This is a genomic window from Actinoplanes sp. DH11 (assembly GCF_020873875.1).
In the GTDB taxonomy this organism is placed as follows: Bacteria; Actinomycetota; Actinomycetes; order Mycobacteriales; family Micromonosporaceae; genus Actinoplanes.
The window spans coordinates 92,508-106,199 of sequence record NZ_JAHWGU010000031.1; the positions used below are offsets into that span (position 1 = coordinate 92,508).

The following is a 13,692-nucleotide window of genomic DNA, read 5'->3' on the forward strand; positions in this document are numbered from 1 at the left end:
ATCGCTGAGGCGCAGGCGAGGGATTCTTCCGCTGTCCAGCGCCTTCTGCTCAATCCATGGACGGCAGTCTGGGCTGTCGCCAGTGTGCGCGAGCCCAAGCAAGCGGTCCATCGGCACCTGGTAGAAGGTCTGGCATTGGCCGCAGCAGCCCGGGCAGGGCTATTGGATCGCAAGATTCGCCTGGAGGCAGCCGAGGGGTCCGTGATGGTTCCCGGTATGGGCTTGCTGTATCTGTCGCGACCCGCTGTTTTGCACGCCGGTAGCCTGCGCGGTATCGGTTGGCATCCGGTGCGGTACGTCAGTGTGGAACATGGCGGTCGCCGCTTGACAGTGTCCGTCGACGATGTCGACCCGTATCGGGATTGTCACGGTCTGACAGTGACGGGACGCCTCAGCGGGACGCAGGTCAAGGAGTTGACACGGCATGTAGGCGAGGCGTGGCGCCTCCTGGTCACCTGGGCCCCAAACCGGGCCGCCGAGATTGCTGCGGGGCTGTCGTCGATAACGCTGCTGCGGGGCGGTATCGGCCATCCCAGCTTAAGTGCGACGTCGGAGGACGCCTTTGGCGGGTTCGCCACGACCATGCCGCTCAACGGGGTCGAGTTGGCCGGTACCATGATCCACGAGTTCAGCCACAGTAAGCTCGCTGCGCTCAATTCACTGACACCGCTGGCGTGGCCGGGCAGTTCCGCGGTCTACTACGCGCCGTGGAGGCCGGATCCTCGACCACTTGTGCCACTGCTGCACGGGATTTTCGCCTTCAGCGCTGTCGCGATGTGGTGGCGTGACCTATTGGCGCATCCCGCATTGGCCGGCGATGCGGTCTGGCCGTTTGCCCTGCTGCGGGCGCAGTTGCGCCGGGCACTGTGCCAAGTTGGGGACGACGAACCTCACCTGACGGCTGCGGGCAGGCGACTGGTTACGGCCCTTCGTAGCACCGTCGCTGATCTGGACGGCGAGCGGGTTACCGGCCATGTCGAGAGGCAGGCCTTGAGGGCGATCGCCGATGCGGATACTCGCTACCGTGCGGTCACGGCGCGCCCTCAGGTAGGGGGCGGCTCCAGTTCGCACTCCAAGCGACGGTAATGGCGGGAGGCCACTGTTTCCGGGTGGAGCGCGCCGTACACGAGTTCCAACCCGCCCAAAGTGTCCCTATGCAGTGCCTCGCCGCCGTCGCGGTCACCCACCTGGATCATGTCGAGTGCCGTGTTAGAGGCGGCATGAAGGGTGTAGGGGTGCTGCGCGCCTCGGAGTCGAGCGGAAGTTTTCCACACGTCGGTGGAGGTCTTCAACGCCTCATCAAGCTTGTGTGCCCGGGAAAGATCCGTGCCGTAATTGGTGCGCAGCGCCAAGGCGAACGGGTGGTCGTTGCCCAGGACCCTGGCCATCACGGGCAGGTTCCATTCGTCGAGGGCCATCGCGTCGCGGTCGTTGCCTAGCGCCCGGTGGATGATTGCTTCGTTGACAGCCGCCACCAAGCTCAGCGGGTGTTCCTTGCCGAACGCTCCTTGGTATCCCTTGCGTGCCTCCTTGATCAGGTGGAGCGCCTGTGCGGCGTCACCAGCGGCTCGCATCGTATTGGCAAGGGTTTGGGTGGCCGACAGCGTGACCCCGTGCCACTGACCGAACCGTTGGGAGAGACTGCGGCGGGTGGCGCGGGCTGCGGTGACCGATTCCGGTATGCGACCGGTTTTACGCAGCATGGCGGCCACAAGGATTTGCGCGCGCAGAACGGTGAGGTGCGACTCGCCGAGCAGCGCGATCTGCTTCGGCAGCATGCTTTGCTGCAGGTCGAGCGCTTCTTGGTAGCGGCCGAGGAGTAGCAGGTCGCGGGCCTGACTTTCGATGGCGAAGAACGTCCAGCTCTCCAATTCGCCGAGAGCGCCGCGTGCCTGCCTTTCGGCCTCGACGTCCAACTCGTAGGCACCTCGGAAGTCGCCGGCCCATCGGAGATTGATCGATTTCGAGTTCATGGCTCGCAGTGTGCTGGGATCGCCGGGCCCGAGTACCTCGAGATGCCGTTCGAGGTTGCGGTCGTCCAGTTCGAGCGCCTCTTGCATTCGCCCGGCGATTCGCAGGTCGGCACCACGGCTGTTGACGGCGCCCATGGTGTATTCGTGAGACTCTCCCAGAACTTTCAGCATGCCGTCGAGAGCACGCTTGCCGATTTGCTCCGCCTTACGGTCGCCGAGGGAGCGCAGCGCGTCGGCATATCGGCGTAAGGCCAGCAAGGTGAGCGAATCGTTGGGTCCGGAGCCACCGTCTTCGACAGGTTTATCCCACCGATCGAGGGCCCGGGAGCAGAGGTCCGAGCAGCCTTCAAAGTCACCGGTGTTGAAAACGTACCGAATCTGATCCATGACAGTCTGGTGTTCGTCGGGTGTTCCTTCAATGAGGCCAGCTGGTAGGACATGCGGCCGGATCTCCGCGTGCCGGGCCCAGGTCGTTTGATCGTCCGGATAGCCCGGGTTCGCTGCGGCGAGGAGCCGTCGAGCATTGAGCTGTGCCTCCTCCCTCTGCTTGCCCATGAGGTGCTCTCGCATGACTGCCTGAACCAGGCGGTGGATGGTGATACGTCGCGAGGCGTGGTCAGCCTTAGCCAACCCGAACCGGACGAGGTCACGCACGGCTCGCGCAATATCGTTGCGTTTGTGAAGTGCACTGCGGAGGGGCTCGCTGATGTCGGCTTGCCGGCCTTCCCACAACAAGCTGGTGGTCAGCGGCTCGGTGCCGAGGAACGCCATCAGGGCGAGAAGTTGGGCGGCGACCGGAGTTTCTTGACGCATCCGGCTGACGGCCAGTTCCACGAAGGTCAGCACGGTGTACGGATAGTTGCGGGGTTTGCCCTCGCTCAGCAGTGCCTGCTTGCGGCGTTCAAACTCTTCGAGGTAGTCGTCGACCGACGTGAGTGTGGTGATCAGCCATGTCACCGCCTGCTCCAGCGCCAGCGGGAGGTCGCCGAGCACCTCCGCGAGCCGGTCGGCGTCGGCCACGGACATGTCCGGTCGATGCTTGCGCAGCAGGTCGGTGCTTTCTTCGCGATCGAATACGTCCACCTGGAGCGTCGGCATAGATGCTGCCCAGCCGGGGTTTCTCGAGGTGATCAGAACGTGTCCCACGGCATCCGGTTCGAGTCTGCCGCCCGGAATGAGTCCGTCGAGGTCCGACGGTTCATTGGCATTGTCATACACCAGCAGCCAGCGCTGGGTTTTCGTGCTGGCGAGCCGCTCCAGAACGGATCGTACCGTCTGGTCCATGCTGCCGGTGCTCGGTTCGCCTAGCCGGGTGGCGAGGACGGACAGCTGCGCCCGCACGACGGCCGGGTCGTCCGATGGCATCCACCAGATCAGGTCGTACCTGTCCACGTTGCGGTAGGCGTACTCGATGGCGATCTGTGTTTTACCGACACCGCCGTAGCCCTGTAATGCCGTCTCGGGTAGCACCGATGCCCGCTGGTCGCTCTGCAGGGTCGCTTCGAGTTGGCGCATGGTCTCGTCGCGGCCTGTGAAGTAAAGGTTCCTCGGCGGGATACCCCCGCGCACCGGCGAGGTGGTCGCCGGGCTCTCCTCGATGACAAACCTCTTCACGCTCTGCTCCGGATCTCCTGGGTCACCGTCTTTTCCCTCAACGGCGGCTAAGGCCTGCGGGTCGCTACTCACCTCGAACATCACTCCGTGTAGGTGTTCGAACGGAGCAGGGCCGAGGTTGAACTGTTCGTACATCTCTTCGAGCCAGCTCTGCAGGGCGTCATGGCCTGGTGAACCGGCGAAGAGTCTATACACAACGGCAAGGATGGTCGGGAGTTCCGACGCAGCCATCGGCTGCCATCCTATGGCCTGCACCATCGCGCCCAAGCTGCGCAGCGGGGGAGCGGTGCCGGTGACGGCCTGCACCGCCGACGTCAGCTCATCGAGTGGCACACCCTCCATCAAGGTGATCAGTCGCTGCTCGTGCCGCCATTGGTGGATCAATCTGCGCAGCACGATTGTCGGCTGCGCACCCGGGTGGAACGTCTCGACCACTTCCAGCAGCGCCTCCAGGCCCTGCGGCTCCTGTTCACAACCACGGACAAGGTTGAACAGGTCGAGTTCGGTGTTGTTGGCGTCGTGCGGAATCGATAGTGGCCGTTCGAGGACGTTGGCGATCTCGCGCCGGTAAACCGAGCGAACCGATGGATCGCCCAGCGACTGGATGCTCATGAGGGCGCTCACCATCGTTTTTACCCGCGGCGGAGTCATTGCCGGAGCACTCATTGCACGTCCTCCAACAAGCCGTACGAGATCGCCAGGTCCCGCAACCGCGCCACAGCTGCCGAATTCACTCCGGCGAGCGCAGCGACAACTCGATAGAGGTCGCCGAACCCGTCCGGAAATTGGATCACCGCATCAACAATGCCGAAAAGATCGACTCCGGCCGCGCTGAACGACGGAACGGAACCGCGAACCTCGGGTGCAAGGTTGAACACGACCTGGCGGCGACTGGTGGGATCAGCCATCACCGGCACGTCGGCGAGGGCCATCGACAGGGCATGTTTTTGTGCGAAGGTCAGATCAAGGGGCTCCTGGTGTGGCCGGGCACCGTTCGCCGTCGCGAGGGGGAGTGCCCGTTCCCAGCGCTCGACCGGCGACATCCACGCCACCGTATGACCGGGCCAGTGCGCCACGGCCGCGACCATGCCGACGACGTGCTGAACCTCGTCGAAGACGGCGGCGCCGCTGAACCCGCGATCGATCGGCACGCTGCCTTCCTTCCTGTCCAACTGATGCCAGCCGGTGTGCTCGTCGACAACACCGGTGACGGTGGCCCGGGCCCAGACGCCGGTGAACAGGGAGCCGGGATAGCCGAAGACGCGGACGTCTGTACTGCGGCGGCTACGGGCCAGTCGTGCCGGCGCGACCGGCGCCGGTCGCGGCAGTTCGAGCAGCGCCATGTCACCGCCTTCGGCCGCGTCGATCGGCATGTCAGACACCACCTTCGCAGGCAATGTCGAGGTGCCGGCATCGTCCGGGAAGTCGATCGTCACATCCGAAATACCCACATTCGGTGGGTGAATGACGTGCCAGCATGTGACAATTTTTCGTGGCGCGATCAGGACGCCAGCACCGCTGATGTCTGGCGGATTTCCGACCCGTATCCGGGCTCGCCCGGGAGCACCCGAGGGGTTCATGCTGGTCATTGCACACGCACCCGGCGCGGCACGGAATCCCGCTCATATGCGTCACCCATGACAGGGACACCTGGCAACGTTCCCATTGCCGCAGTATGCCTGGCGGGGGTGAAATCCTCACCCGTTGATCGATGGGTCCGATTGTGTGATTTGGACGAGGCTGCCATGCTTGGCGCCCGGGCAGACCACGGCCGTCACCTCATCCAGGTCGCCCTCGTTTGAAGCCCGGGGCCGCGACGGCCCCAGCGGGTCAACCGCCATGTCACCGCCAGAAAGGACCGGCTGTTGTCGGAGGAGAAGGTCTTCGTCCAGGTCGGCGGGACCCGAGACGGGATGGACCCCTACCTTGATGCCGCCCGGCGCCGCGACATGCGCGCGGTCTTGGTCGAGACCCCGGATTACCTGCGGTGGCGGGGCATCCTCGGCAGACGTGATTTCGACGCCGAGGTGGCGCTCGACGCTCCGGCGGATCCGGCACAGCTGCACTCCGCGCTGACGGCCCGGGGCATACACCCGAATCTGATTCTGGCCGGCTTCGAGCGTTACGTCGACTCCTGCTACCGCGTCGCTGCCGCCTTCGGCTGCGCGCCGGCCGGACAGTCCCCGGCTTTCGCCGCGCCGTACAAGCGTGACCAGCGAGCGGCTATGACTACCTCGGCGGCGCGCGTGCGGCAGCCACGGCACGCAACGATGGACAGCTTGGACGGCCTTGAAGCAGCGGCCGCCGACATGACATTCCCTGTGGTCGTCAAACCCGACAACGCCGGGGGCGGCCTTGGCATCGTGCTGGTGAGCGATGTCGGCGATCTGGCCGAGGCGCGCCGGACCCTTGGTGGGCTGGCCAACTACGACGGCGGCGCCTTCACCGGCTGGATGGTCGAGGAGTTTGTTCCCGGTGTGGAAGTCTCGGTCCAGGCGATCGCCCGCGACGGCACCGCCGACATTCTTTCCACCTGCGAGAAGCTGACGTACACCGAGCCCGTCGGTGGCCTGGCGACCTTCCGAGAAGCCGGGCATATCGCCTTCCCCGGATCGGCTGTCGACACCGTGACACGGCAGTTCGTGCAGGATTGCATCGATGCCGTCGGCTACCGTCAGGGCCCCTTCCATGTCGACATGATTCGCGGCAACGGCCAGCTGCACCTACTAGAGATGGGATTCCGGCTGTCCGGTATGCGGGTCGTCGAACTGGTCACGCGGGTGTCCGGTCGGGACTGGGGCGACGAGTCCATCGCCGCCCATCTCGGAGAGACGCCGGCTGCAGCTCCGGCGTGGGACGGCAGGTACGCCGGTCACGTCACCCTGCGGCATGCGGGTGAGTTGGTCGCGGCGGAGTCGGTCGGAGCCGAAAATCCGAGCAATGCCGAGGTTCAGCGATTCACCGGTCCGCAGCTGCCAGCAGACTGGTCCGGCGGCGTCCCGGAGAGTTTGCGGTCGGATGTTGGCCGGCACGCCGGCGCGCTGGGTCGCTTGGTGGTAACCGGAGACGATCCACGGCGCGTCACCAATCTCCTGCAGTGCTGCCTGGTCTCGCGTAACTCCTTGGAGCCGATCGCCGGCTGAGGCACGGCTTCATCGGCCTGATAGGGCCTTGGGCACCAGGGTTTCACCGTGTCGCGTACGGCCCAGAACGACGCTCTTATGCGGGTCACCAGCCAGCAGGTGACCGATAGTTGTCACCGGTGCGATGGCCATGTCAGGCTCGGGTGCCGCCAGATCTGAGCGGTACAGAACCCGCAGCCATCGCAGCTCCAGACCACTGTTTCGTTCGAGCTCGGCGAGGAGCCGCCCGTCGGTCACTGCGTCTTGCGAGTCGAGTAGCCGGTGGACGGCGCCGAGCTCCGACATCGGTAGACGTGCGTGACCGGACCGTAGGTAGCGCTCAAGGTGCCGACCCCGTTCGGTGAACGGTGAGTTCACCAGACAGACTAGGTGCTGCTCGGTCAACCCGAAGACTTCGTGCGCGTACGCGTCGACCCTGGCCCGCATTGCTTTGACCCCGGCCTCGGTGGCATAGCGGTTGCGGACCATCGACACCAGGTGCTCGGGGAAGTCCTTGGTTCGCATCAGCGCGGTGGCGAACTCGACATACTCGCCCACGCCGGTCTCGTACTCGAGGCCCATCACGGTTTCGGCCCGAAGCCCGCGCAGGTGAGCCATCAGCGCCGGATTCGCACAGTCGGATTCGGTGAAGCTGAACACCAGGTCGTCGAAAACGAACCCGAGTACCTCGGTCAGTACCGGCCAGTGCGCCCCCGACTCGTAGCTGGTGTCCTCGTAGATCGAGAAGAGCTCCGGTGACGGTTGGCCGCTGGTGGGGACCGGCCACGGGTACGGCGATCCGGGCGCGCCGTAGATGTCGGCGAAGTGCCGATCCGAGATCCGACCGGTCGCCTCGACGAAGCTATCGAAGTCCCGGGGGCCGGGGCGGTCGATTCCCAGTTTGCGGGTCAGCCGGTTCACCCATGCGAGGTACATGCGGGCTTCCTGCGGGGAGTCTCCGGTCACCACCAGATGCGCGCCTTTGTTGTACCCGGCGCCGATGCCGAACGCTGAGACCATGCTGAAGTTGCAGGCGTTGCAGAACGTCGGCCGGCCGTCGCCGTAACAGCGGTGGCCGGCCATCAGCAGGTCGAGGCGGTTGCGCTGCACCAGTGCGGCCGGGATGGGCCGGTCCGGGTGAAACTCGCTAATTTCGGTCCCGTCGATGAGGAGCAGGTCCACGTCCGAGTCGTCATAGAGTGCAAGCGCTTCATAGACGCGGTCGATGTTGTCTAGCACCGGCTTCGGCATCCCGGCGTGTCGGTTGGTGATGATGCGCAGACGCACTGTCCGGCAGCGTCGTTCGAGGAGCAGCAACTGTACGAAGCGGACGAACGCCACCATGTACGAGCTGTCTTTACCCCCGCCGAACGCCAGCATTGCCACCGGGTCAGGCGTTGCGCCAACCGCCGCTTCGAGTCTGTCCATTGCCTGCTCAGCAGCCCGGACATTGGCCGGGCCGAGCGCCTGCCGTAGCGTCTCCATGGTTGCGGCGCGGCGACGGCCCAGTGACTCACCCATGCGGATCTCCTTCTGGCGGGACTTCGGCCGTCGGTGGCACAGACGGGTGAATGCCTGTCCGGTGGTCCCGCCCCGTCCGGCTTTGAGGTACACCGAGTGTGTACCAATAGCTGCTGTCCGTACAACGTCGGCTTCTCGCCGTGAGGAGACCACCTTGACGCACCACACCATGCGGGTGGCGGTGGCGCAGATCGGCTCCCGTCTCTTTGACACTGCGGGGACGCTCGAGAAGGTCGTCCGAACGGTCCGCGCCGCCTCGGCGCAGGGTGCCCGGCTGGTCGTGCTGCCCGAGGCTCTGCTCGGTGGGTACCCGAAGGGCTTGGCGTTCGGCGTCCGTGTCGGGTCACGGTCGCCGGAGGGTCGTGAGGAGTTTCGGCGATACCACGACAGCGCGATCGATGTACCCGGGACCGAGACGACGGCCTTGACAGAGCTCGCCACCGAGCTCGGTGTCCATCTGGTCGTCGGGGCGATCGAGCGCCACGGGAGCACGCTGTACTGCGTCGCGCTGTTTCTCGCACCCGAAGAGGGAGTCGTGGCGGTGCATCGCAAGCTCATGCCCACCGCGGCCGAGCGACTCATCTGGGGCTGCGGGGACGGATCGACGATGCCGGTCGTCGAAGCCGGACCAGCAACGCTCGGCGCGGCGATCTGCTGGGAGAATTACATGCCGCTGTTCCGAACCGCGATGTACGCCAAAGGCGTCACCATCTGGTGCGCGCCCACGGTGGACGACAGGGACACCTGGCTGGCCACGATGCGGCATGTTGCTCTGGAAGGGCGCTGTTTTGTGCTGAGCGCCTGCCAGTTCCTCACCCGTGCCGACGTGCCCGCCGACGTCCACCCGTTGCAAGGCGACCATCCCGCCACGGTGCTGATCGGCGGCGGCAGCGTGATTATCTCACCTCTGGGCGAGGTCATCGCCGGGCCGCTGACTGGCGAGGAAGGCCTTCTCGTAGCGAATATCGACCTCGACGACATCGCGCGTGCCCGTTTCGATCTAGATGTGGTCGGTCATTACGCCCGTCCGGACATCTTCAGCCTGACCGTCGATGACAGGCCGCGCCCGGCCGTAGGGTAGGCGCCGGCGTCACTCGACCGCACCGAGTTGCAGCGCAAGCTCCCGGAAGCCGTCCGGTGCATTCCGGATGCCGGCGATCTGTGCCCCTTTCATGGACGCAATCTTGCGCCACTCCCGCAGCTCTGTCAGGTCGCATCGCTCAAGGACCGCCCGGTCGAAGATCGCCCCGGAGACGGTGGCTTTGCGCAAGGACGCGGTGCGCAGATCGGCCTCGGTAAGGTCGCACCCCCGCAGGTCGCACTCCTCCATTTGCGCACCGGCCAGGATGGCGTTGCGCATGCTGGCCCCCTGAAACTCGGCCCTCAACAGCTCGCAATCGCCGTCGATCGTCACGCTCTCCAAGTTCGCGCCCGCCAGACCGATCTTGGCCATGTTGGCTCCGGACAGGTCCGATCCCTTCAGGACGCACTGCTCGGCCTGTGCGCCTTTAAGGAGGGCGCGGTGCAGGCGGGCCTGTGGCATCTCCGCCTCCAGCAGGACCGCGTTCGTCAGATTCGCCTCGGTAAAGTCGGCGGCGCCGAGTCGCACGCCAGCCAGGTTGGCGCGGGCAAGATCCGCGCCGCGGAGGCTGCCGTCAGTGGACCACCCCCCGGCAATGATTTCCTTCGCTGCGCGGAGAGCCGTCGCCGAGTCACCGGAGCCCATCTCACGAATGAGGCGCTTGCGGTCCTGTTGCGCGGCGCGCGACTCGTTGAGTCGATCAATCAGCAGCACCGTCACCGAGATGCTTAGCAGGCTCGTCGAGGCGTTCGCATACAGGTCGTTGACGAGTTCCTTGGCAGGCCAAGTATCCGGCCAGAGGAAGAAGAGCAACATCAGCAGACCGACGACGCCGAAGATCTTCGCGACCCGCTGGGCGGTCACCCGAGGTTGTCTTTCACGGACGACAGGCTTCCGCCGTTTCGTCGATCGAAGGTGAGCCGAACCCGAAATTGTCCGCTGTCTGGCGTAGCTGCGACAATGAACCCGGCCTTAGCATTGATCTTCAGCCCGAACTCGATCTCTGCCCCGTCCGGCACCGCGTCGGAGCTTTCCAGCTCAGCCAGGATGGTACGGGATACCCCGGAGATCACCTCGCCGATGCCCCGGTCGAACGAAGCCATCACACCCTGCCCCGCGCCGGCCCTGGCGAGCTGAGGCTCGTCGACCTCGACCTCGTAGAGGACTCCGTCCTCAGTGCGGACAACCGCCTGCTTGTCCCATGTCGCCATGAAGGGTCCTCACACTGGTCGGCTGGACTCCCCATTGTGCACGGCGGGGGTGCTGGCCGACGACTCAGAGGACGTCTCATCCTGATTCACATTTGCCGTTTTGAAGCACTTGGCCCCATATGAGCGGGCCGGGTCGGGCGATCCAGGAGGGCGCCGGCCCCCTGTAGTCGGGCCGGTCGTTAGCGAGTTACGACAAACGTCAGCCAGACGTGCTTACGTAGCAAAAGAGCCGGATCTGGACGTTCGCGAATGCTGTCGATCAGGATGGAAGCGCAATGAAACTGGCGCCCATATCCATGATCTTCGCTTATTGAGTCGGGCCAATCGGGCGCAAGGCGAATAAGACGTCCAGTAACTGCGCGTTTGGTTCTGCTCTGCGGACTTTGATGCTGGAGTCGGTCAGAGGTGGCGTCCCTACCCGCCATTATCCGGAGGCCCGAAAGGTCAGATAGGGGATGATTAGCATGCCTCCAGGAATCCGATTTGATTCTTCGATCGTGTCTGGTTCACCTCTGTGGTGGTATCACCGCACTTGATGTCCGAGACGGCCTGGTTGGCTCCGCGTATCCCGAGCCTATGACCCGCCGCCGTGCATACCCGTCCGACCTGTCCGATGCTCGATGGGCGCTGATCGAGCCCAAGCTGGCCGCTTGGCGTCAGAGACGTCGCCGAGCTCAAGCTCACCCTCGCACTGGCGAACGGCTTTGAGCTCTTCACCCGGCCCGTCGACTACGGCGACCGCTGGGGCGGCATGGAAGCCGTCATCACCAAGCCCGGCGGCGAGACGGCCTTCACCTTCGAGTTCCCCCCGGACATGGTGGTGGACTCGGTGGCCACCACGGCGCTGAGCCTCTTCTTCGCCAACAACCCCGAGGCCCGCTGACCAGCACACCCGCTCACCGACGCCTACCGGATAGAGGCTCGGAACCGTACCGCGGAGCACGCACACGGTTCCGGGCCCTCACCCAACAGGAGACACGGATGCGAGCCGCACCGAACCCCTACAACAAGCCCCCACGCAAGCCGCCCCCCGACCGGGCGCAGCAGGCCTTCGGCGCGCTCGTCCTCATCGCCGTGGCCGTCCTGGTGATGGCGAAACCCGAGATCCGCGAAGGCCTCGGCACCGCCGCCGCCTACATCCTGTCCGGGTCGGCGCTCGCCGGCGCCGCCCTGCTCATGCTGAGCCTCATCGTGCGGCTGCGCCCACCGCGCCGCTGACGGTCACAGCGAGCCCGGTACGGGGTGACGTGTCCACGGCCCGATGTATCAGCGTGCCGGGCGTTGCAGCGGCTGCCCGCTACCGTGTCCACCACACATTGATCAAGAACGGGTGGACCGGATGGAATGGGGAGACGGGGCGGCTTGGGCCGCTGCGGGCGTCGCGATCGGCGCGGCGGTGATTTCATGGATCTACTCGAGCAGAGCGGTGGCGGCGTCCCGTAAGTCGGCGGCCGCAGCCGCCCGGTCGGCCGCAGCCGATGAGAAGATGGTGCACCACCAGCAGGCGCCGGTGTTCACCGCGCTGGTGGAGGACGTCAACGGTGGCGGTTCCTCCCGGCTGATGCTGCAACTGGTCGAGCCCGTCGACCTGGACTCAGTAGCTGTGGAGATCCTCACCGACGGTGTGCGCTTCACGCCCAGCCAGAACGGTGTCTCCAACGACTCGGACGCCACCCGGCGCGAGGCTGTGCACGTCCGTGAAGCGGACGGGCCGCCCGCACCCGTGACAGTGGGGGAGCGGGCCAAGTGGCGGGTGGCGTTCGAGCAGGCGACCACCGGCCCGGACGACAACGGGCCGAGCATCGCAGAGGTGGAGCTGCGGATCACCGCGACCGCCGGCGCGTCGGTGTGGAAGCTGCTCGCCGTCGCGCCGGTCGAGGCCGTGATGGTCCAGCGTGAGTATGCCGAGTTCTGGCGGTCCCGGATCGGCGGCCGATCGATCCGGCCCTGACGCGTCGAGGGCTACGGCACGCGAGCCACGACGCCGTAGAAGAGCGCCTCGGTGTCCCGGACGACGTGGGTGTCGGGTGAGGGCCGCCAGGCCGCCGTGGATACCCACTCTGGGTCGATCGGCTGCAGGCCGTCGATGATGGGGGAGATCTCGGCGAGCGTGCGGGGATGCCACAGGTCGACGGCGGCGATCACGGCGGCCGCGCCGTGTCGTTCCCGGTCGGGCATGAAGTCCAAGGTGGCGTGTGACAGCACCACATGGCTGCCGGACGGCAGCGCGCTGATCAGCTGCTGTGCCGGTTCGATGGGATCGTCGGTGGATTGGTCGAGCACGCCGAGCAGCAGTACCCCGACCGGCCTGGTGAGGTCGATGAGAGCACCGGGATCGCCGGCTGGGTCGGTGGTGACCGCCTCGCTGTTCAGGATCGTCTTCGGGCGTCGGACGTCGCCCGCGGCGAACGCCACCGTGCCGCGGGCGATCAGCAGGGCCTGGGCGTGCGCGCCGACGGTGGGGTCGTTGTCGACGTACAGCACCCGGGCGCTGGCGTCGGCGCTTTGGGCGATGTCGTGGGTGTTCGGGTGGAAGGGCATCCCGCAGCCGATGTCGATGAACTGCCGGACGCCGACGCCGGCGAGGTACCGCACCGCACGATGCGCGAAGGCGCGATGCTGCCGTACGGCGGTGCGCAGTTGCGGTACGAGGAGCTGGGCCCGTTCGACGGAGTCCCGGTCGGCCTGGAAGTGGTCCTTGCCGCCGATCAGGTAGTTGATCTGCCGCGCCGAGTGCGGGATCCTCCACTGAAGGCCACCGATCATGAGTTGATCTCCGCAGTGGTGGCGGAGGCGGTGGCACAACGGTGGAAGTGCCGGTCCACGCGGGCGGCCAGGAAGTTGACTGAGGGCTTGTCGAGGCGGGGCTGCAGAATCCCGCCCGGTAGTGGCGGAGGCGCGGCGGCCGGGATGTTCTGACCGGTCTGGCTGTCGCAGCGCTGGTGCATCGCGTCCAAACCGGTGCTCAGCATGTCGCGGTACGGGCTGGCGGTGGGCATGGCCTCGGCCAGCACGTAGATCGAGGCCCTAGTACGGCAGCCGCCATTCGTGATCATGGCTGGAGTTCGAGGTTGAGACGGCGGGCGTAGTGGGCTTGTCTGGCTCGTGCTTGATGGCGGCGTCGCCAGTTCGACCAGCGCAAAGAGTAGGCGATGCTGCGGCTGTGCTTG

The 13,692-nt window shown here is 65.7% G+C and carries 13 protein-coding genes and 1 pseudogene; 7 read left to right on the plus strand and 7 right to left on the minus strand.

Annotation, left to right across the window (positions count from 1 at the left end; translation table 11 throughout):
• Positions 1–216 precede the first annotated feature (216 nt).
• Positions 217–1,086, plus strand: a complete 870-nt coding sequence (locus tag LPA41_RS33855; RefSeq protein ID WP_229075208.1) for an HEXXH motif-containing putative peptide modification protein — start codon at positions 217–219, stop codon at positions 1,084–1,086.
• Here the strand turns inward: LPA41_RS33855 and fxsT are convergent.
• Both fxsT and LPA41_RS33865 read right to left on the minus strand, forming a co-directional pair.
• A complete protein-coding gene (fxsT, locus tag LPA41_RS33860) occupies positions 1,044–4,199 on the minus strand; it encodes an FxSxx-COOH system tetratricopeptide repeat protein (RefSeq protein WP_229075209.1) in 3,156 nt (1,051 codons plus the stop codon). The genes LPA41_RS33855 and fxsT overlap by 43 nt on opposite strands.
• A gap of 50 nt (positions 4,200–4,249) precedes the next feature.
• Positions 4,250–5,176, minus strand: a complete 927-nt coding sequence (locus LPA41_RS33865) for a trypsin-like peptidase domain-containing protein (protein WP_306469754.1) — start codon at positions 5,174–5,176, stop codon at positions 4,250–4,252.
• Between the two features lie 276 nt (positions 5,177–5,452).
• Here LPA41_RS33865 and LPA41_RS33870 point away from each other — a divergent pair, with 276 nt between their 5' ends.
• A complete protein-coding gene (locus tag LPA41_RS33870; protein WP_229075210.1) occupies positions 5,453–6,730 on the plus strand; it encodes an acetyl-CoA carboxylase biotin carboxylase subunit family protein in 1,278 nt (425 codons plus the stop codon).
• A 9-nt stretch (positions 6,731–6,739) separates the two neighbouring features.
• Here LPA41_RS33870 and LPA41_RS33875 read toward each other — a convergent pair whose 3' ends face one another.
• Positions 6,740–8,230: a hypothetical protein gene (locus LPA41_RS33875; protein ID WP_229075211.1), complete on the minus strand. Its 1,491-nt coding sequence runs from the start codon at positions 8,228–8,230 to the stop codon at positions 6,740–6,742.
• 154 nt (positions 8,231–8,384) lie between these two features.
• Here LPA41_RS33875 and LPA41_RS33880 point away from each other — a divergent pair, with 154 nt between their 5' ends.
• Complete coding sequence (locus LPA41_RS33880) at positions 8,385–9,311, plus strand: nitrilase-related carbon-nitrogen hydrolase (protein WP_229075212.1); 927 nt, start codon at positions 8,385–8,387, stop codon at positions 9,309–9,311.
• A 9-nt stretch (positions 9,312–9,320) separates the two neighbouring features.
• Here LPA41_RS33880 and LPA41_RS33885 read toward each other — a convergent pair whose 3' ends face one another.
• Both LPA41_RS33885 and LPA41_RS33890 read right to left on the minus strand, forming a co-directional pair.
• Positions 9,321–10,175, minus strand: coding sequence for a pentapeptide repeat-containing protein (locus LPA41_RS33885; RefSeq protein ID WP_229075215.1), 855 nt, complete (start codon positions 10,173–10,175; stop codon positions 9,321–9,323).
• Positions 10,172–10,522: a CU044_2847 family protein gene (locus tag LPA41_RS33890; RefSeq protein ID WP_229075217.1), complete on the minus strand. Its 351-nt coding sequence runs from the start codon at positions 10,520–10,522 to the stop codon at positions 10,172–10,174. The genes LPA41_RS33885 and LPA41_RS33890 overlap by 4 nt, the downstream gene beginning before the upstream one ends.
• A 576-nt stretch (positions 10,523–11,098) precedes the next feature.
• On the opposite strand from LPA41_RS33890, the pseudogene LPA41_RS43400 reads away from it, so the two are divergent.
• From LPA41_RS43400 to LPA41_RS33900, 4 genes and pseudogenes are all read left to right on the plus strand, one after another.
• Positions 11,099–11,209: pseudogene (locus LPA41_RS43400) on the plus strand (IS5/IS1182 family transposase); the annotation flags it as partial.
• A 64-nt stretch (positions 11,210–11,273) separates the two neighbouring features.
• Positions 11,274–11,405 (plus strand): hypothetical protein, encoded by a 132-nt coding sequence (locus tag LPA41_RS42250; RefSeq protein WP_255690952.1) that lies wholly within the window; start codon positions 11,274–11,276, stop codon positions 11,403–11,405.
• Between the two features lie 98 nt (positions 11,406–11,503).
• Entirely contained in the window at positions 11,504–11,740 is a 237-nt protein-coding gene (locus LPA41_RS33895) for a hypothetical protein (protein WP_229075219.1), read from the plus strand.
• A gap of 121 nt (positions 11,741–11,861) precedes the next feature.
• Positions 11,862–12,473 (plus strand): hypothetical protein, encoded by a 612-nt coding sequence (locus LPA41_RS33900; protein WP_229075220.1) that lies wholly within the window; start codon positions 11,862–11,864, stop codon positions 12,471–12,473.
• A gap of 11 nt (positions 12,474–12,484) precedes the next feature.
• On the opposite strand, the gene LPA41_RS33905 is transcribed toward LPA41_RS33900, so the two are convergent.
• Positions 12,485–13,288 (minus strand): SAM-dependent methyltransferase, encoded by an 804-nt coding sequence (locus LPA41_RS33905; RefSeq protein WP_229075223.1) that lies wholly within the window; start codon positions 13,286–13,288, stop codon positions 12,485–12,487.
• The coding region (locus LPA41_RS33910) for a hypothetical protein (RefSeq protein ID WP_229075225.1) at positions 13,285–13,692 on the minus strand (408 nt) is incomplete at its 5' end. The genes LPA41_RS33910 and LPA41_RS33905, both read right to left, overlap by 4 nt.

Coding starts and splice junctions, on each gene's coding strand:
- LPA41_RS33855 (WP_229075208.1), top strand. CDS start 217: ATGGGCTTGCTGTATCTGTCGCGACCCGCTGTTTTGCACGCCGGTAGC.
- LPA41_RS33890 (WP_229075217.1), bottom strand. CDS start 10,522: ATGGCGACATGGGACAAGCAGGCGGTTGTCCGCACTGAGGACGGAGTC.
- LPA41_RS33865 (WP_306469754.1), bottom strand. CDS start 5,176: ATGACCAGCATGAACCCCTCGGGTGCTCCCGGGCGAGCCCGGATACGG.
- LPA41_RS33905 (WP_229075223.1), bottom strand. CDS start 13,288: ATGATCGGTGGCCTTCAGTGGAGGATCCCGCACTCGGCGCGGCAGATC.
- LPA41_RS33875 (WP_229075211.1), bottom strand. CDS start 8,230: ATGGGTGAGTCACTGGGCCGTCGCCGCGCCGCAACCATGGAGACGCTA.
- fxsT (WP_229075209.1), bottom strand. CDS start 4,199: ATGAGCATCCAGTCGCTGGGCGATCCATCGGTTCGCTCGGTTTACCGG.
- LPA41_RS33895 (WP_229075219.1), top strand. CDS start 11,504: ATGCGAGCCGCACCGAACCCCTACAACAAGCCCCCACGCAAGCCGCCC.
- LPA41_RS42250 (WP_255690952.1), top strand. CDS start 11,274: ATGGAAGCCGTCATCACCAAGCCCGGCGGCGAGACGGCCTTCACCTTC.
- LPA41_RS33900 (WP_229075220.1), top strand. CDS start 11,862: ATGGAATGGGGAGACGGGGCGGCTTGGGCCGCTGCGGGCGTCGCGATC.